General features: G+C 45.5%; 14 protein-coding genes. 3 read left to right on the top strand and 11 right to left on the bottom strand.

The annotated features are described in order from the left end of the window. Positions 1-86 precede the first annotated feature (86 nt). A complete protein-coding gene (locus AC0YN3_RS14295) occupies positions 87-881 on the top strand; it encodes an AIM24 family protein (RefSeq protein ID WP_475775705.1) in 795 nt (264 codons plus the stop codon). Between the two features lie 171 nt (positions 882-1,052). On the opposite strand, the gene AC0YN3_RS14290 is transcribed toward AC0YN3_RS14295, so the two are convergent. The 6 genes from AC0YN3_RS14290 to AC0YN3_RS14265 form a co-directional block, all read right to left on the bottom strand. Beyond that, entirely contained in the window at positions 1,053-5,591 is a 4,539-nt protein-coding gene (locus AC0YN3_RS14290; RefSeq protein WP_475775704.1) for an S-layer homology domain-containing protein, read from the bottom strand. Positions 5,592-5,752: 161 nt separating this feature from the next. Further along, positions 5,753-8,320, bottom strand: coding sequence for a winged helix-turn-helix domain-containing protein (locus tag AC0YN3_RS14285; protein ID WP_475775703.1), 2,568 nt, complete (start codon positions 8,318-8,320; stop codon positions 5,753-5,755). A 131-nt stretch (positions 8,321-8,451) separates the two neighbouring features. Next, a complete protein-coding gene (locus AC0YN3_RS14280) occupies positions 8,452-9,570 on the bottom strand; it encodes a response regulator (protein ID WP_475775702.1) in 1,119 nt (372 codons plus the stop codon). Beyond that, entirely contained in the window at positions 9,567-11,300 is a 1,734-nt protein-coding gene (locus AC0YN3_RS14275) for a sensor histidine kinase (protein ID WP_475775701.1), read from the bottom strand. The genes AC0YN3_RS14280 and AC0YN3_RS14275 overlap by 4 nt, the downstream gene beginning before the upstream one ends. A gap of 182 nt (positions 11,301-11,482) precedes the next feature. Continuing rightward, positions 11,483-11,806, bottom strand: coding sequence for a carboxymuconolactone decarboxylase family protein (locus AC0YN3_RS14270; RefSeq protein ID WP_475775700.1), 324 nt, complete (start codon positions 11,804-11,806; stop codon positions 11,483-11,485). A 1-nt stretch (position 11,807) separates the two neighbouring features. Beyond that, positions 11,808-12,212 carry a tautomerase family protein gene (locus AC0YN3_RS14265; RefSeq protein ID WP_475775699.1) on the bottom strand — a complete coding sequence of 135 codons (405 nt, stop codon included), beginning with the start codon at positions 12,210-12,212 and terminating at the stop codon, positions 11,808-11,810. 108 nt (positions 12,213-12,320) lie between these two features. On the opposite strand from AC0YN3_RS14265, the gene AC0YN3_RS14260 reads away from it, so the two are divergent. After that, entirely contained in the window at positions 12,321-13,211 is an 891-nt protein-coding gene (locus AC0YN3_RS14260; protein WP_475775698.1) for a LysR family transcriptional regulator, read from the top strand. Positions 13,212-13,336: 125 nt separating this feature from the next. Here AC0YN3_RS14260 and AC0YN3_RS14255 read toward each other — a convergent pair whose 3' ends face one another. Both AC0YN3_RS14255 and AC0YN3_RS14250 read right to left on the bottom strand, forming a co-directional pair. Then, complete coding sequence (locus AC0YN3_RS14255; RefSeq protein ID WP_475775697.1) at positions 13,337-14,179, bottom strand: hypothetical protein; 843 nt, start codon at positions 14,177-14,179, stop codon at positions 13,337-13,339. Beyond that, positions 14,160-14,657, bottom strand: coding sequence for an RNA polymerase sigma factor (locus AC0YN3_RS14250; protein WP_475775696.1), 498 nt, complete (start codon positions 14,655-14,657; stop codon positions 14,160-14,162). The genes AC0YN3_RS14255 and AC0YN3_RS14250 overlap by 20 nt, the downstream gene beginning before the upstream one ends. A 673-nt stretch (positions 14,658-15,330) precedes the next feature. On the opposite strand from AC0YN3_RS14250, the gene AC0YN3_RS14245 reads away from it, so the two are divergent. Further along, positions 15,331-16,104 carry an alpha/beta fold hydrolase gene (locus AC0YN3_RS14245; protein WP_475775695.1) on the top strand — a complete coding sequence of 258 codons (774 nt, stop codon included), beginning with the start codon at positions 15,331-15,333 and terminating at the stop codon, positions 16,102-16,104. Between the two features lie 134 nt (positions 16,105-16,238). Here AC0YN3_RS14245 and AC0YN3_RS14240 read toward each other — a convergent pair whose 3' ends face one another. Genes AC0YN3_RS14240 through AC0YN3_RS14230 form a run of 3 tightly spaced genes read right to left on the bottom strand, consistent with a single transcriptional unit; the run spans position 16,239 to position 18,432 of the window. Beyond that, positions 16,239-16,670 carry a hypothetical protein gene (locus AC0YN3_RS14240; protein ID WP_475775694.1) on the bottom strand — a complete coding sequence of 144 codons (432 nt, stop codon included), beginning with the start codon at positions 16,668-16,670 and terminating at the stop codon, positions 16,239-16,241. 10 nt (positions 16,671-16,680) lie between these two features. Continuing rightward, the gene (locus tag AC0YN3_RS14235) at positions 16,681-17,223 is read right to left on the bottom strand and encodes a LytTR family DNA-binding domain-containing protein (protein WP_475775693.1); all 543 of its coding nucleotides are present in this window, start codon (positions 17,221-17,223) and stop codon (positions 16,681-16,683) included. A 27-nt stretch (positions 17,224-17,250) separates the two neighbouring features. Continuing rightward, a complete protein-coding gene (locus tag AC0YN3_RS14230) occupies positions 17,251-18,432 on the bottom strand; it encodes a serine hydrolase domain-containing protein (protein WP_475775692.1) in 1,182 nt (393 codons plus the stop codon). Positions 18,433-18,512: the final 80 nt, after the last annotated feature.

The following is an 18,512-nucleotide window of genomic DNA, read 5'->3' as shown; positions in this document are numbered from 1 at the left end:
AAGGATACTGCCTCCTTTTGTCGAATACCTACATCTGGAAGGATTCCATTTGATCATCATAACTTCTACAGGAGGCGAATATCAGTATGGCTTTCACGATAAACAATCTAAAGGACAACAACAATGTTGTCATTAAGGAACAGCTCGGTGGCTTTACCGTAATCGAGTATAAAGAGGATCTCAGCAACACGACCATGCTAGACGCACAAGCAAACTTTTTTATGAGCAAAAGCAATATGCGCAACAAGCAGCTCATGGTAGAGATTAAAAATAGCGAGGTCATGCTGAGCGCTGGTGCCATGCAATATATGATTGGCAATATTGAAATGACTTCTGGCGTTAAAGGAGTTGGCGGCCTCATGAGAAATCTCGTGTCCAGTGCAGTAACAGGTACGAGTGCCATCAAACCCCTTTATAAAGGCACAGGCACCATTTTGCTGGAAACGACCTACAAGTACCTGTGGTTAATTGATGTCGACAACGACCACATTGTCATTGATGACGGCATGTTCCTCGCTTGCGAGACGACTCTAGAGATCGGTGTAACTGCGCGCAAGAGTCTCTCTTCAGCCGCGCTAGGCGGAGAAGGCCTGTTTAATCTTAGCGCCAAAGGAAAAGGCATTCTGGCGCTCGAAGCGCCGATTCCATCGGAAGAGGCTGTCGTTATCGAATTGCAGAACGACGTGCTCAAGGTCGACGGGAACTTTGCGCTTATGTGGTCGAATTCCTTGGAATTCACCGTTGAGAAGTCGGGCAAGACTCGGATGGGCTCTGCGGCTTCCGGAGAAGGACTCGTCAACGTATATCGGGGGACTGGCATGGTCTGGCTCGCACCGCTCATGCAGTATGGCAACGGCCTGATACCTAAGAACACGCCTTAATTTATAGCATTGTTAAAAACAAGAGGGTACACCGAAGCCTATGGCTCCCGGTGTACCCTCTTCTGCATGAATCGCACGATCGTAAATGTCCGAAAATTCAGCCCCTAATGGAATAAGGGCTGTTGAATTCTAATCTATTCCGCACACGCCAAGCCAATCAAATAGATGCGTCTATTCTTTGGTTTCCAGCATGCTCAGTAAAACCGTTACAGCCTCTGCCCTAGTCGCTTTAGCTTGTGGCGCGAACTGATTCTCGCCTTTCCCTTGCATCAATCCTGCTTGCTGTACAAAAAGAATGCTGCCTTTCGCCCAAGCCGGAATATCCTTGTCGTCAGCAAAGCCGGTCTCGGTATTTTCTTGGACAGGCTTGCCCGAAGCTTTGGCCAGCATTGCTGCCATCTCTGCACGTGTAATTTGTGCATTCGGATGGAAGGCTCCGTCACTGTAGCCTGTTATGATTCCAGCTTGCACCGCTTGCGCAACAGCCTTTTTCGCCCATGCAGCAATTGCCGTCTCGTCCGTAAAGGTCATTACCGCTCCATCTCCTTGCGGCTTCAATGCATTCACCAGCATCAATGCAAATTCCGCGCGTGTTACGGTTGCATTTGGCTTAAATGTGCCATTCGTATAACCACTGACGATGCCGTCCGCGATCGCTTTCTTGATATTGGCTTCAGCCCAATGTCCTGCAATATCACTAAGGGTTACTGTTTGGTCAATACCAACAGCCAGTACTGCAAACTTTGTGAAGTGATTGACTTCAACCATTATTTGATTGCCGCTCACTACACCCCCAGCTTCAACCCACAGCCCTTTTATTTCATCGTAATAGAAAACCGAAGCTCTTTGATTGCTCTTAATGACGGACGGGTCAAAAACAAACGATATTTGAATGGGATTGGCAAAGTTCTCATTAAAGTTTTTCTCGAGCTCATAAACCGGGCTAGCAAGAACCTCGTTATGTTTCAAAAGATGCAGCGTTTCTTGTACCTTTTGAATCGTAAGCCGCAAATCCTTCATGATGGCATTCATTGGAATTAAAATTTTAATTTCCGTACCTAGACTAACTTCACCTGATTTACCCAACGGAAGCGTCAACTGACCATTCGTAGAGATAACCGCCGTACTGCTCGGCGTCGGAACGCCTCCGCCCGCTGCTGGCGTTGGTGTCGGCAATACGAGTAATGTAACTGTATAGACCGTCTTCGTTATACCGTCCTCTGCGGTAACAATCACCTTGTTGCCTGTTGCCAATGCTTGAGCAACGCTTACCCCGTCGGCCTCATAAATGTCGAACGTCGCATGCTCAGCAGGTGTAATGGCTGCTTTCAGCGATGCAAGTGTAGTTTCGGCCGGTATGCCGGTAATCGTTTCATTGACAGAGCCGCTCGCGCTTACCGTTCCGATTGTGGAACTCAATGTCGCTAATGTGCTTAACGCTTCAGTCGCTGGGAAAACGGCCGTAATGACGCCCGCGTCCAATCCATTAGTAGTCGTCACGGCTCCGGCTACCGTAAAGAAGTTTTCAGCCACGCCCGTGAGCGTATAGCCTGCTTTTGGCGCTAGCGTAATTGTAGCTGTATAGACCGTGCTTGCCGCAAATGGATTATGAGCCGGCGACCATGAAATAGCTGCCGTATATTCGGCAGTTTCGATTGCAGCTTCCGTAGGGACAGCATACTTAACAGGTACAGTCACGCCAGTAATAGCTGCGTTCTCCACTGCTGCTGGTTCTGTCGCCGGGAATATTGCGGTAATGACGCCTGAATTTTCTTCATTTGTCGTTGCCGCTGCTCCCGCTACTGTAAAGAAGTCTTCCGTTATGCCTGTTAACGTGTAACCCGCTTTGGGCGAAAGTGTAATCGTTGCCGTGTACACGATGTCTCCTGCGAATGTTGCAGCATTAGGTGACCATGCTATTGCCCCCGTGTACTCATCTGTTTCCTCAATCGACAATGCTGGCTCTTCACCTGTGATCGGCACGGTTACGCCCTCAACATCCGAAATCTCCAATACGGCTGGATCCGTTACTGGGAAGGTTGCTATGATCACGCCTGAATCCTCTTCATTAATAACCGTTGCGGCACCAGCAACGTTAAAGAAATTTTCAGCTACGCCTGTTAGCGTAAAGCCTGTTTTTGGTGTAAGCGTGATCGTTGCCGTGTAGGCTGTCGAGCCCGCGAATTTCACAACCGAAGGCGACCATGTTACGGTGCCTGTATACTCGTTTGTCTCATCAATTGCCGACACTGGCGTTTCACCCACAACTGGTGCAATAACGCCTTCAATATCCGCAAATTCTACCGCTGCTGCATCCGTCGCTGGGAAAATGGCTGTGATGACGCCTGAATCGGCATCATTCGTAACCGATACGGCACCTGCTACGCTAAAGAAGTCTTCCTCGATACCTGTTAGTGTATAGCCTGTTTTTGGAGCGAGAGTGATCGTTGCCGTATACACCGCTGAACCCGCATATTTCGCAACGGAAGGCGACCACGCTATCGTTCCTGTGTATTCATTCGTATCCGTAATAGACGCTACCGGCGTTTGGCCTGTTGCTGGAGCCGTAACCCCTTCAATATCTGCTTTCTCTATTCCTGCAACATCCGTTGCGGGGAATATTGCTGTAATAATTCCCGAATCTTCTTCATTAGTAACCGATACGGCTCCCGCTACGCTGAAAAAATCTTCTTCCACGCCGGTGAGCGTGTAGCCTGTTTTCGGAGCGAGCGTAATCGTTGCCGTGTACACCGCCGACCCTGCATATTTCTCAGCGGAAGGGGACCACGCTACTGCTCCTGTATATTCATTCGTTTCATTAACGGATAGCACCGGTGCTTCGCCTACAACCGGAACCGTTACCCCATTAATAACCGAGTCTGCGACTACGGCTGGTTCCGTTACTGGAAAAATGGCCGTAACTACGCCTGAATTAGCCGCATGAGTGACCGTTGTTGCGCCGGCTACGGTAAAGAAGTTATCCACTACGCCTGCTTTGGTGTATCCCGCTTTCGGAGACAGCGTAATGGTTGCCGTATACACCGTATTTGCAGCGAATGCTGCATGTGCCGGAGTCCAAGTAATAGCAGCATCGTATTCCGTAGTACTCATCGACGAAACCGGGGAAGCCCCCTTTACAGGAACCGTAACCCCTACTATGGCGGGATTTGCTATAGCTACAACCTTGATATCCTCACTGGACACAACTAAATCCTGTTCGAAGGAGGCCGGTTGCTCCAACGACGACGCCACTCGTACGTATAGATGGTCTCCCACGTAAACCGGAAGATTATCTACGCTCGTTCCGGCCATGGATGTGAACGTACCCTCATTGATTCTGTACTCCATTCCCCCAGCCGAAACCGTCAGCTTAGTTGTACCTGGATTCGTTCCTTCAGCCAATGCTGCTGCCGGTGCTGCTGCCGGCCTAATATCCGACAAGCCGACAGTAAATGTTTTACTGATCGCGTTATTCGCTGTCTTGCGAATAGAGATGACATCACCCGCAATGGCATCTAAACGATCAACAAACGTACCGGCTACCGTTGTGTAGCTTCCTCCATTTAAAGAAAAATCCATACCCTCAACATTTTCAAGCTTTGTTGTTCCGCCCTCTGTTCCTTGCGCTAAATTACCGGTCCACAATTGCGGATATTGACCAGAAACGAAATACCAAAGAGATGGATCCCAACCCGTGAATGTGGCTTGATCCTTCATCTCTGAGGTTGTTTTGCCGATGCCTTTTCCTGTATCAGCTTTTCCTGATGTCATGCTATCGTAATAACTAGTCGCTATAGGTCCATCATTCGAATAGTATGCTCCAATTAAACCGCCTACTGATGGCTGTGTCGCGGTCACCGCTCCTGTCGCATAGCTGTTGGTTACGGAGGTTCCTCCGAAATACCCGCTATACGCGCCCACCAGGCCGCCAACATCATAGCTGCCCGATACATTACCTGTAGCATAGCTGCTGTCAATCGGGCCGCTGTTGATTCCTACCAGCCCGCCTACTCTACCAGTTCCATATGCAGTTCCGGTTTGAACGACATTGCCTGTAGCGTAGCTTGCAACGAGGGGGCCATTATTTTGTCCGACTAGACCCCCAACCTCCATATTGGATACGGTAGCATTTACGGTGGAGTAAGAGTTGCGAATGGTTCCATAATTATCTGCAACCAACCCGCCTACCCGATTTTGACCGAATACACTGCCCGTGGTATAGCTGTTGCTAACGGTTCCGTTGTAGTTGTTACCAACCAATCCGCCCACCGAATACATACCCTTGACATCAATATTTTCTAACCGAATGTTCTTGAAATTGCCATTCTCGGCAATTCCAAAAAGACCGACGTTTTCATTCCATTGCCTATCAATCTTTAAGTTGCTGATTTTAAACCCATTGCCATCAAAACTACCTTTGAAAAAATAACTTCTGTCGCCATAATTGGGATCATTGCCGATTGGCTCCCAATTGGTATATGCACTCAAATCAATATCTGCTGTCTGTTTAAAGTGCGCTCCCGCTTCCAGATGATACCTCACATCATTAAGCTCTTCGGCTGTTGAAACGAGGTATGGATCCGTTTGGCTTCCTGTCCCCCCATTAAACGCTTGCACCTTAGCTCCGCCTACCATTAACCCGCTAAACAAACCTAGCACCATCACGAATACTAAAACCGTTGAAATGCCTTTTTGATACCTGCTGCGCACCTGTATTCCTCCTTAAATGTCTGAGCTTTGCTTTATTCCTAAGCTATAATTCGACAATTATCGATATTTTCAAGACTATATCACTATTCAGAAAACAAAAATATCCCCCAAACGGGGGATAGCATTTCAAATCTATTATGAAATCAAATTGTATAATGGCCTTACCTATCTTCAAAGTTATCGATCAGATTCAACTCTCTCGCCCGCTTCAAAGCTTTCATCCTATTATTTACTCCAAGCTTTCTATACACATTTTTAATATGTGATTTGACGGTTTCGTCCATTATGAATAGCCGGTTTGCAATATCCTTATTCAATAATCCTTCAGCTGACAGCCTCAATACTCTCGTTTCTTGCTCGGTTAAAAATACCCTGTCGGATAAGCCGGCTCGATTGGAGCCATTGCAGATCTTAAGCAATCGCTTAGCATATTCTATGGAATCGGAAGATACTGCAGAGCTGAACTGCTTTATTTTCACATAGGCGGATAACAATTCTGCCATTTCAGCCCCCTCATCCACGAAGCTGCGAATGTACCCCTCAGGCTCTGCCAACACAAGAGCGTTATCCAGCTGCGCCAGCGCCGGCTCCATTTGATCCATGCGATAATAAACAACGCTTAGCAATATCAATGCTTTGATTTGATCCCGCATACGATTTTCTTTCCGCAACCATTCATATAGCCGATTCAACAAATGAAGAGCGTCGCTTTCCTGCTTTTTCTCCACAAGCACCTTAGCCATGATCATGTACTCGGCTACGTGGTTTAGGGATAACTCATCGGTTAGCGCCAATCCGCGGCCTTGCAGCCACTCTTCCCCGCGCTCGATCGAGCCTTGCTGTAGAAACAGAGAAGCTTGTTCTGCTTCGACCATACGCATAAACAGGTCATAGTCAGGTGAGTCAACCTTATGCTTTAATTGCTCCAAAAGCTCGGAAGCGCGTCTCGCATTGCCTTTGGCTTGTTGAATTCGCGATGCGCTTATATATACGGGTATCAAGATTCGGGCAAAGGCAGCAAGATCTTTGCGCTCCAGTGCCTGATTCATATACAACTCCGCCTCATCCAGCCGGTTATGTTCATATAGCAATCTGCTATAGGAGCCATAAAAGTAACCGATAAACGGATATTGCTGCTTGTTTTCCCACATTAGAATCCATTTCAGCAGAAAACCTTCCATTGCCTTGAAATCGTTTATAACCGCAAGAAGATCATCAAAGAAATCAAGCTCTTGATACCGATTGCAGCCCATTGTCTGAAAAAAGCTGCCATCCGGCAAATGACGCTCCATCAACTCCAAGTAGAAGGACGTTTTCTTCAAGTCTTGCTGCAAATATGAAGCCATCGTATCAAAAAAGTAAATGTTGCCCATTGTCTGGTTCCATTCGTCGGCATTCATCTTTCCCTGCAGCGCCTGATAGCGCGCTTTGGCTTGCTCTACTCTTCTAAATGCGGCTTGCCATTCCCCTACTCCCATTAATACGGCTATATAAAAAAGCTCAATCATCGGTTTCTCTGCAAGGGAGTTTTCAGGAATTGCAGATACCCACCTGATTAACATTACATTTTTCTTCTGCACCAATACATGAAGATTTTTCTCTATTAACCGAATCGCGTCCTCAATTTGGTTTCCCTCGATATAATGCTCTACAGCTTCTACGTCCAAACCATGTTCCTCTAGCCAAAGAGCCGCGCGAATATGTACCTGCTTCCACTTGTCAGCGTCTGTTCTCCGGAGAATTTGCTGCAGGAAGTCGGAAAGCAAATGATGGTATCGAAACCAGCCTCTATGGTCATCCAGCGGAACAATAAATAAATTGAGCTGCTCAATCCGATCCAATTGCTCTTGGCTGTCCGTTTGGCCTGTTACGGCCTGGCATATCGAATGGTTCATCTCACTCAAAATCGACGTTTCCAATAAAAATTGGCGCAGCTGTTCCGATTGATGCTGCAGTACTTCCTCCAGCAAATAATCCGATATTTTATGCTGTTGTCCACCGAACCGCTGAATGGCGCTGCCGATGTCATCACTTGCTTGTAGAGATAGCGCAGCCAGCTTAAGTCCGCTAATCCAACCCTCCGTCTGCTTATACAGCTGGGTCACTTGATTCTTGGTTAACGACAAGTTCGTCGTATCCCTGAAAAACACAACCCCTTCATCCAGCTGAAAACGTAAATCCTGCATCGTAACGTGCAGCAATTCGCCCTTAACCAGTAAACGCGTGGTGGGAATGGCCAAATCCGAGCGGCTTGCGATATAGAAATGAATGTGAGGGGGCAGATGCTCAATGAGATACGACAAAGATTTTTCTATCGTTTGAAGCTCAATGGTATGATAATCGTCCAAAATAATGACTAGATCATCATCCCAATGGCTTAATTCATTCAGCAGCGCCGTAATAAGCGGTTCAGATGCTGGAGAAGGTCCCTTCTCCAAAAGAGGCAGCACTGTGCTGCCAAAGCCTTGTATTCTCTCCTGGATGGAGATAATGATATATTTCCAGAATGATTGCCAATCGTTATCCTGCTTGTCCAAAGAAACCCATGCAACGAGTGAACGGCATTGTTTCGCCCATTCGCTTAATGCCGTCGTTTTCCCGTAACCCGCTTGAGCAGAAATAATGGTTAGCTTTACGGTTAACCCTTCATCCAGCTTGTTCATCAGCCTCGGCCGAGATACTAGGTAATTACGTCCAAGCGGAATGTAAAGCTTTGTCTTTATCATCATTGTGTACGCCCTCGCAGTGTGGGAAGCCATGTCATAAAAGTTTTTTTATAAAATATAGCATAGAGGCGGGAATTAATTTGTCTAATCCCTTTTTATGTTGATCCCTCTCCATACCGATGCCAGTTGGATAATTACCCATACCATTCATACAGCTGCTGAATGGCCGTCGAGGGCTGCAGGCCAAGCTCTTGGAACAGCGCTTGCGCATAGACTTCATAGTAATGATGCAGAGACTGTCGATCTCCCATAGCCCCATATATGCTCAGCAGCAATATCGTTGACTCTTCTTCGAATTCATTGCGTGACACAATTCGTTTGGCAATATGCGCTGCCTCTCTATAACGCTTCTGATCCAAGAGCCAGCTTGCAAGGCGCTTAGCAAAGGAATCGTAAACAATCGATAAACGCTCGCGCTCCAAAGTTGCCCACTCAAAGGATTTATCCTCAAGCAGCTCGCCCGCATAATGTTTCTCCAATTCTATGGCCATCGCTTCATTCGCTATATTGATTTCGGATAATTCCATTACGGCCTGTTCGAATTGAATAAAATCAGCATCTATATAATCAAGCTGAACACGATACTGCTCCTGTGCGGATAGTACGATTTCTTTAAGGCCATGCAGCGACAGCACCTTCCTTAGCTGATAGACTGCCGTATTCAAGTATATTTCCGCATTTTTAAGAGGCATGCCCGGGAAAACGTCCTCCAAAATCCGTGCCTTCGTTACGCTTTTGCCTTGATTTACAAGCAAATAGGCGAATAGCTCCATACTCTTTTTCGAAATCCATTTCAACGTACCCGCGTGCTCACTAGTGACTTCGAAACAGCCAAGGCCCCGGATTATTAAGCGATTGGCAGGAAGGGCAGCGCTCTCCTCATGCAAAGAAACATTGCGTTTGCTAGCCGCCCGTGAGATCGTTTGAGTCAAACGGTTTCTGGAAATGGGCTTAACCATATAATCCAATGGATATACGTCAAAGGCTTCAAATGCATAATCGGAATGGGAGGTTACGAACACGATGTCGAGATCCGCACAAATGGTACGCAAGCTCCGGGCGAGCTCTAAGCCGTTATCTTCCGCGATTTTTATATCCAGGAATGCGAGGTCTACATCCGTTTCACGTACAAATTCCAGCGCCTCTGACGCCGTTTGGAATCCTTCGACAAGCTCCACGCTTTCAACCTTTGAGAGCAGTCTTTTCATAGCCAGCAGCATAGCAGGCTCATCGTCAACAATGAGAACCTTCATGATTTGCCCCCGCCTCTCATCGTGAAATAAAATATGCTTCCCTCTCCGACTTTGCTTTCGACCCATATGCGCCCGCCGCTTCGTTCAACGAATTGCCGGCTGACGAGCAGTCCAAGCCCTGTGCCCTTTTCTCCCAAGGTGCCCGTCAATGAATTAAGCTGCTTGTCGCCAAATAATTGACGAACCTGCACATCATCCATACCGACTCCGTCATCACCTACAGAAACAATCACCATGTCTCCCGATACTTCTGCGAGGATTTGAATGGATCCTCCCGTTTCAGTAAATTTAATCGCATTGGTTAACAAATTGCGGATAATTAGTCCGAGCGCTTCCCGGTCAGCATACACTAGCGTTTCCAGAGCAATGCCATTATTCATGCGAATATGCTTGGCCTCGTACCTGATGTGCAGCATCTGGCAGCAATCCTCGACAACCTCATTTAATTGCAGGATTTGCGGGCGAAGCGCCATATCTTCCCTTTGGCTTCGAAACCACTCCAACAAATTATTGGTCATTCCCAGTGTGTGACGAATCTGATCTCCCAATGTTTCTATGATTTCCCGATGTTCCTTATCCAAGCGGTGCCTATCCTCTTCCAGCAGCTCAATAAGTTGGAACTGCAAGGCCAGCGGACTGCGAATGTCGTGAGATACGATCGTAAATAGCTGGTCCTTCAATTGATTCAATTGTGCTATCTGCTCGAGATGCTGCTGCTTCTCCGTAATATCGACAATAAGCGAGATGCTTCCTTGCCCTTGACGCCTCAGCATATGTAACGGGTATACGTTTACGCTGTATATTTTCCTCTCCCCATCCAGAAAGATATCGATCTCAACATTGCCCTGCTGCATGGACTTGCACAGCTTAAGCCATTCCGGCCAAGCGTCCAATAATTCAGTTATATTTTTGCCGAAAACAGCCTCGTGACCCATCTCCGTAAACCAATCTATAGCTCTTTTGTTGCTGTCAATGATTTTCCCCGCCGCATTCGCTGTAACAATACTCTCCTGAAGCGTGTCTAGCACGATGCTTCTCGCAATCGGAACGGTAGAGAAAAACTTGATCCGCAGCATGATAACCAGCATCAAAGTACCTGTAAACCCGCAGTAAACGGTCAATGAAAGCAGCCACGAGGACCATTCCGGATTTACAAACCTCATAATCTCAATCACAAACGGCAGCGTGGATAGGAGAAGCACCCACATCCCCGGTTTGCGGAAATCGTTGCGAATGCTCCGTATATACTGAAATAGAAAATAGATGCATAAGATCACCAGGCTATAGCAAATCATAGTAAAGGTCATCGAATAAAACGTCTTCGTTGTTACTAAGTTGCCGTTATAGAGCTCAATCGTACGGAAGATCATATGAAGCTTTGGATCGAGCCAAACAAGCAATGACCAAAGTGAAAATATAGCGAACACGATTATTTTCCATAGCGGCTTTAACAGCTTATTGCGGCCAACTAGCTGATAAACAAATAGCATGGCGAAAGGTACCATTATATTAAGTGCCGTATGCTGAGCATTACGGAAAATTAGCTTTTCCATCAATAAATCACTGTTCTTCTCCAAAATGATACTGCTGGAATATACAATCCTGCATACGATCAAGCCGACAAGGTAGTAGACGCCGCGCTCTCTTCTAAATCCATAAACATAAATTAAAATCATGCCCATCATAATCAAAGATGCACACATAAGTACGAATTCAACGGTGGAGCTCATGCAGGAAATCCCCTATTTCTGAAATATGATATTTATTCCTATGAATATCGGCTTTCATTCTAGTATACGATACCATAGGGTGGAGAATATCATATTTATGCGGTTAACAGTAAAATATTTGTCCAAAATTGTAAAAAATAATAACATTTTGTCTAGCTTCGTTGTGAATGGTGAACGTTAATCTACTCTCCAAAAACGGCTTTCGCCACATGGAGTGCTGATGCCGCGCGCGGCCATCCCGTATAAAAGGCGAGGTGCGTCATGACCTCCACCAGCTCATCTTGTGCCACCCCGTTCTCTACTGCTAATCGCAAATGATAGGCAAGCTGCTCGGTCATGCCTCCCGCCACAATCGCGGCAACCGTAACCATGCTGCGATCCCTGAGCGATAATTGCTCCCTTCGCCAGAGATCCCCGAACAACACGTCTTCCGAATACGCGACGAAGGCCGGAGCCATGTCTCCGAACGACTCCCGTGCGCTGGACATGATTTTCCGATGCGCCATGTCACGCCTCCCCGGCTGTTCGTTGCAGCATTTGAGCAATTCCGTTGCCGAACGACCAATCCTCGAACTCCGTATCGACAAGCACGATGAAGACATCTTCTTTCCGCATGGGAAGCCTCTTTGACAATTGTTCAGCCAAACATTCGTAGAAGCTTTCTTTCTGCCTCGTCGTTCTGCCCGACTTGAGCGTAATTTGAATGTAAAGCAGTTCATCGCTTCGTTCAATGTTTAAATACTGTTTGCTGTAATAGAATTGCCCTGCTTGATGGGAATGAAACACCTGGAACAGATCGTCTTCCGGCACATTGAACTGTTGAACCAGCGCGCCCATAATCGAGCGGCTGATTCGCTCCAATTGCCTGTTATCATACAAATGCTCCAAGTAGCTAACCCTAACAAATGGCATAGTCACCACTCCTTCATTGAGATAGCTTTATTTTACTTGGCTTTTCATTATTTATATAATTGAATAAGATGATATTCTTCATTCATTATTTCGATCGAGGTGATTGGAGTGGATTTAAGAGAGCTGATTGCTTTCCAAACGATACTTGAAGAAGGAACCTTCTCCCGGGCAGCCCAGAAATTAAATTATGCGCAATCGACTATAACGAATCAAATACAACGACTGGAGAAACACATTGGCGTGCAGCTATTCAAACGTGGCTGGGACGCTGAATTGACGAGCGCCGGACGAGTGTTTGCAGCGGAGACCGGCAAGCTCATTCAACATTGGAACGACGTATCCGAATTAGCCAAAGGGCTGCAGCAAGACGAGATAGGCAACCTGCGGATCGGAGGAATCGAATCGATGATGGATGGCGTTCTTCCGAACGCCTTGCGATCCTTTCATGCGCATAAACCAAAAATGAACTGCCAGATCGTTACGGGTAACACCGACTATTTATCGCGATCGATCCTTCAAGACGAGCTTGATTTCGCTATTTGCGGCGAGCCTGCCGATGGGGCTTCTTTTTATTTTGAACCCCTGTATCAAGAGAAGATTGTTTTTGTCGTGGACCGTGACCATCCGCTTTGCGAAAAAGATAATATTTCCGTTCCTGATATTCTGGGCTACCCCGTTATAACCGGAGGGCATACTTGCCTCTATTATTTGTATTTGGCTAAGCAACTTTCCAGATATGAAGCAGTACCGCCTCGTCTGAATACAGTTAGCCAGATTTCTGCTATTCCGCGTTTCATCAAGCAAACGCTCGACGTCGGTGTCGTGCTGGCCTCGACTATGCTGGTCCCCGAGGTAGAGAGAATCGATGTCGAATTACAGGATTCTTATATTATGGTAGGCTTATTGCAGCCTCGTGGCCGAGCATATCCATCTGTATCCTCCAAGGAGCTTCTCATGACGATTATAAGGGAAGAGATCGGCTCTCGTTGTAAAGAGTAGCGAACACAAAAAAGAACATTCCCCCTATGGAAATGTTCTTAGGACATGCAAGCTGTTTCGAAGCATTATACGCAGAAAACGATTATTTTACCCGCTTCATACAGGTGCGTGCTGTGTGATCTCGCTTATTTTTGGGGAACCATATTATTGTAAATGTTCGTTGCATTCACTTTACCCGTGGCAACATCCTCTGTCGTAAACCCCGACACGATGTTGCCGACTTTGAATTCCTTCTGCAGCAGCTCTTCAGATGGCTCAGCTGCCGTCGGGCCTCCGATGCCAAGTTCCGTATCCGGCGTTACGGTTACCCACAAATCGCCCACCTTGAAGCTTTTTCCGTCTACGCTTACTTCCGTAATTACGCCTTCAATATTGACAGCCGCTTTGCCTGTAGTAGGCGCTTTCGAGCTTTCCTCCTTCTGCGGAGCCATGTTGTTGTAGATCACATCCGCAGTGACCTTGCCGGTGCTGACATCCTGTGAAGTGTAGCCAGACACGATATTACCGACTTTAAATTCTTTCTGCAGCAGCTCTTTAGATGGCTCGGCCGCCGTCGGCTCCTTGCTGCCTAGCGTTGTTTTATCGGTTACCTCTACCCAAAGATCACCCACCTTGAAGCTTTTGCCGTCAGCGCTCACTTCAGAGATCACGCCATCAATATTGACTTGTACCTTACCCATAATAGGAGGCTGTGTTACAGCAGTCGGAGGCTGGGTAGTACCTGCTGGCGAATTCTGATTCATCGTAAAGAGACTAACCGATAATACCGCACATGCTGCGATTCCGACCGTCCAACCTGTTAACGTCTTTTTCCTCGCTCTTTCCATTTTGAACCGCTCCTTTTGATTGCTATGATTGGTTTGAGATGTCTTGTCCAATTCCTGCATTAACTTCTGGTAGGTTTCTTCTTTGAAATTCTCACTTGTTTTCACACGGGACATTGCGGATTTATAAACAGATTTCTTCATCCTCAAGGCCTCCAATCTTCTCTTTTAAAATAAAGCGTCCTCTTGCCAGCCATGTTCCTACCGTTGCAGGCTTAGCCTGTAAAATAGCTGCAATTTCCTGGATAGAATATCCCTCATAATAGTGCAAATGTATCGGAATGCGATATTTCTTGTCCAAGGCCAGTACGGCCTGCAAAACATCGTTTTCTTCCTTCGGAAGGTAGCTCAAATCTTCGGGAACAGGGTTCCTGCTTTTGAACCATCCGGTTTTGAGCATATTTTTACTTTTGTTAATCGTCGTTCGAATGAGCCATGCTTTTTCATGTTCGCCATTTTCAAATACAGGGCGCTTCTGCAAATAGGTGAGAAATACTTCCTGTGCCACTTCTTCTGCGTCAGCTATATTTTTCAAGTATGCAAAGGCAATTTTAATTAAGCTTTGTGAATGTAGATCCAAGGCCTGCCGCACAGATTCATTGAGCTCTAATGAATTGTACACCTCAGCACCCCCTTTCACTATGAATACAACTGAGAACCCTCATATTTTTCATTATTGATAATATTTTTTAGCATACGGCTATTATCATTAAAATAAACGTTTCGAGAAAAGGAAACAACCTGACTATCCGCTTCATACGACTGAGTGGCCCCTGTCTATCTATAGACGCAAAAAAAGCGCCAAAGACACATAAATGTGCTTCGGCGCTCCATTTATTTTCAATTAAACATCATTTTCGCCTGAAACAAAGCAGCAGCGGGCCTAAGCATAAACATACCGACTGCAGCCATAGCCAGTTAACTTGTCTATTCGTCTACGACAACAATATTTTCAATAATCCGCCCAAACCATGGCGTTATGTTTATTCTATTATGAGCAAATTGCCTTACGGGAAAATGAAATCCTAACACAGCCTTAATTTTTAACCACGCGCAAATCAAGTTAAGCTGTATACTGACCTTATGCGATTAGAAGGGGGTAGTTTCATCAGATGAAAAAGATTAATGCCGAACATGTAATCCGCTCGGGAGCTATCCATAACGGCGTTTATTTGCATGCTGATTCTTAGACTTTATGGTAGAAAAAACAATTAATACATAGGAGTGGAATCAAGCTGATTCTAGGTAATAAGGTGACACGATCTATCCATTACTATTAAAAAGGTGGCATTACGATGAAATCCATTTCTAAGGGTAAGACCGATACGCCAAGCGGGATTATGGAATATGCACTTTCGGTGAAGGATAATCCCGCTGTCGTGCTCATTAACGGGGGGAGCGGCCCTATAGAAGGCTGGTACAAAATTTTCCATAAACTAGCAGAGGCAGCTACCGTTGTCGCTTATAATCGATTAGGTGTCGGCAGCAGTGATAAGCCATCAATCCCCCAGCATGGGGACGCTATTGTGACCGCACTTCGTCAGTTACTAGCGGAAACGCGCGTCCACCCTCCCTACATTCTCGTTGGACACTCTTTGGGAGGTTTATATGCTAACCTGTTCGCGAGACAATTCCCGGGTGAAGTCGCAGGCGTTGTGCTGCTGGATTCCAGCCATCCGCAGGATTTAAGCATCAATGAAACACAAGGCCCATTCATCAAGAGAATGAACCGGATGCTAGCAATGTTCGATTCATTCTCTTCGAAGCGCAAGTGGAGCGAGGTTAACTTTGTAGAAGAAACCGTGGCGCAACTTGAAAAAGCGGGTTCCTTTCCCGATGTTCCGCTCGTAGTCGTATCCGGAGGCAAAAAACCGCCGATGATGCCCCAGCATGCCATGGAGATACGTGCAAACAACCAATTAGATTTCGTTCGGCTAAGCAATCAGGGCAAGCATATCATCGCTCACCGAAGTGGACATTTCCCGCAACTAACGGAGCCCGAGATTGTTATCCGCGCGATTCTGGACTGTATTCAACTGGCGAATAAGAACCTGCATGGGAATAAGTAATTAAATTCCCCTTGGCTCACATATGTCCACGGGGTAGCTCAAGGAACACCTGAGTAACATGACGAGGTTAAAAAGGATCCTTCAGCACCGCTTTTATAGTGGTGTAGAAGGGTCTTATGCGCATGTGACATAGCTTATTTTTCTTTTATCAACGCCTTAAAGGTTTTCAATTTATTCTGAGCCCGCCGATACATCAAATAATCAAATAGATTTGCTATGCATATAATGCCCAGCACGATTAATAATACCGGCATAAATTGCTGCTCGGTCTCCATGTCGCTGCTTGTAATCAACAATAAGGCTGCCATAATAAATGACGTAACTAATAATGCAATGAGGTTATTGATAAAGAAGTACATTCGCGCATTTGCTATGCTTATCGGAAGTATGGCTGTTAGCCATTCTGTAATAAAGCCGATGATGAACCCTATGCTTCCGCTCGCTAATACCGTTAATACTTGATAGCTGACCAACGCCTCTGTACGGTCATAAAACTGTAGTACAATGCCCATAAATATGCCGAGAAAAAAGGATTTTATAATATTTTCCAGATTTATTTTTTCCATTATGGTTCTCCTACATCTTAAGTGTGTTCCTAAGCTTTTTCGAATACATTTTTGATACTTCTAGTTCAACTAGGTTATCCAGTCTAAGCACATACCTGGAATTAAACCAAGGAATAATTTCTTTCACGTGCAGCAAATTAGCGAGTTGTGATTTATTGATACGAATAAATCCTTTGGCCGCCCAAATGCTTTCATAATATTGCAACGTTTCTTTGATGCTGTAGTGATTAGACTTCGTATAAGCCATCATGCCTTCCGGACCTGCTTCTAGATATAAAATATCCCTTGGTTCAATAACGGCAAACTTATTATCGCTTAAGCCAGTGAGCGTATTCATATAATGCATATCTTCTCGAACGCCGGAGACCAACAGCTTGACTACATCCATGTAATCAATCGCATCGAATACAACACTAAGCTTCCCGCTTGGTATGTCATACCCATTCTCAACGAGCACCAACACGCTGTCTTGCTCGATTACTATTTGGTGTTTGGATAATTCTTGTTTCAACTTTTCATAAACCTTGCTTGAACACAATAATTGAACCATCATATCTCCTAATGACACCTTGTGGATTGTTTATTCAACTATCATCCTATCATAAATCATTCTTATTTTTACTAATTCTTCTATTCCTTTTTCCGCAAAATCAAGCGATCCAAAATTAGCGATAAAAAAGGTATCCTTCTTCTTGTCATATAAAATATAAGTCCCTGTTGCTCCGACGCCGCCATACACATCCGTCATGGAGCCAAGCAGGAATGACAGCTCGCTAAAGTCAAAATACATCATGCCCATTCCGTAATATATACCCTTTTCATAGCGTTGGTTAAAGTCCGTCATCTGTTTATACACTTCGTCAGACAGTAAATCCCCCTTTTCCAAAGCTCTCATGAACGTTAACAAGTCATTCATAGTGGTCACTACGCCACCGCCTGACCAGTCAATCGATAATGCTTCTTTGTCGCTATAATCTATGCCATTCAAGTAAACCCCAAGAATATCGGCTGGTTGATCATGATAAAACATTAAATAACTATCCGTCATGCCTAATGGCTCGAATATTTTCTCCTCTAAAATATCGGAGTAAGGTTTTTCCTCGATTGCTTCCAGAATAAGTCCAAGCAGTATATATCCCGTATCCGAATAATAAAATTGTTGTCCTGGCAATCCTACAGGCTCCTGGTTTTCCCTTGTAAATGCAATCAACTTTTCAGGAGTGAATGAAAGGTCCGGATTGGATGTGATTATTTCCAATAGCGGTTTCCCGCTTTTTACGGGACCTTCAAAATAATCACCGATTCCCGAGGTGTGATTCAATAGCTGTTTTACCGTTACCTGATCGCTATAGTCTATGCCGTCCATAACGAATAACCCCTTCAGAATGCCAGGATCTAGCCAAGAATTGATTTTATCGTCATAACTCATTTGACCATTATCCACTAACATGCCATAGACAACCGCACACATCGTTTTGCCGATGCTGGCTGCATGGTATTGACTATTCGTTTGAGCGGGTTGCTCTGATAGCCGATTTTTAGTGCCTACCGCGAATTGCTCCATGTAATCGGACTGATCGGATTGTATGGTCAATAACACGCTTGATAACGAATCATTTTTATTTAGTACTTTTGTGAGGTGCCGTTCCATTTTTTCATTAACCGCCTCTTTCGATATCGGTCGATTGAAAAATGCCAATAAACCAAATCCAACTGCAACCAAAACGATTAAACCAACCAAAATTTTAAGCCCTATTTTCATGTTAACCACCCTTCGCACCATGTACTCTACATACATTAATCTAATCGAGGGTTTAACAATTAGGAACGCATTTGCGCCAA

The sequence above is a fragment of the Paenibacillus sp. J22R232 genome (assembly GCF_056269165.1).
Note: the sequence above shows the minus strand (reverse complement) of the source record. Positions and strands in the feature narration are given on the sequence as shown.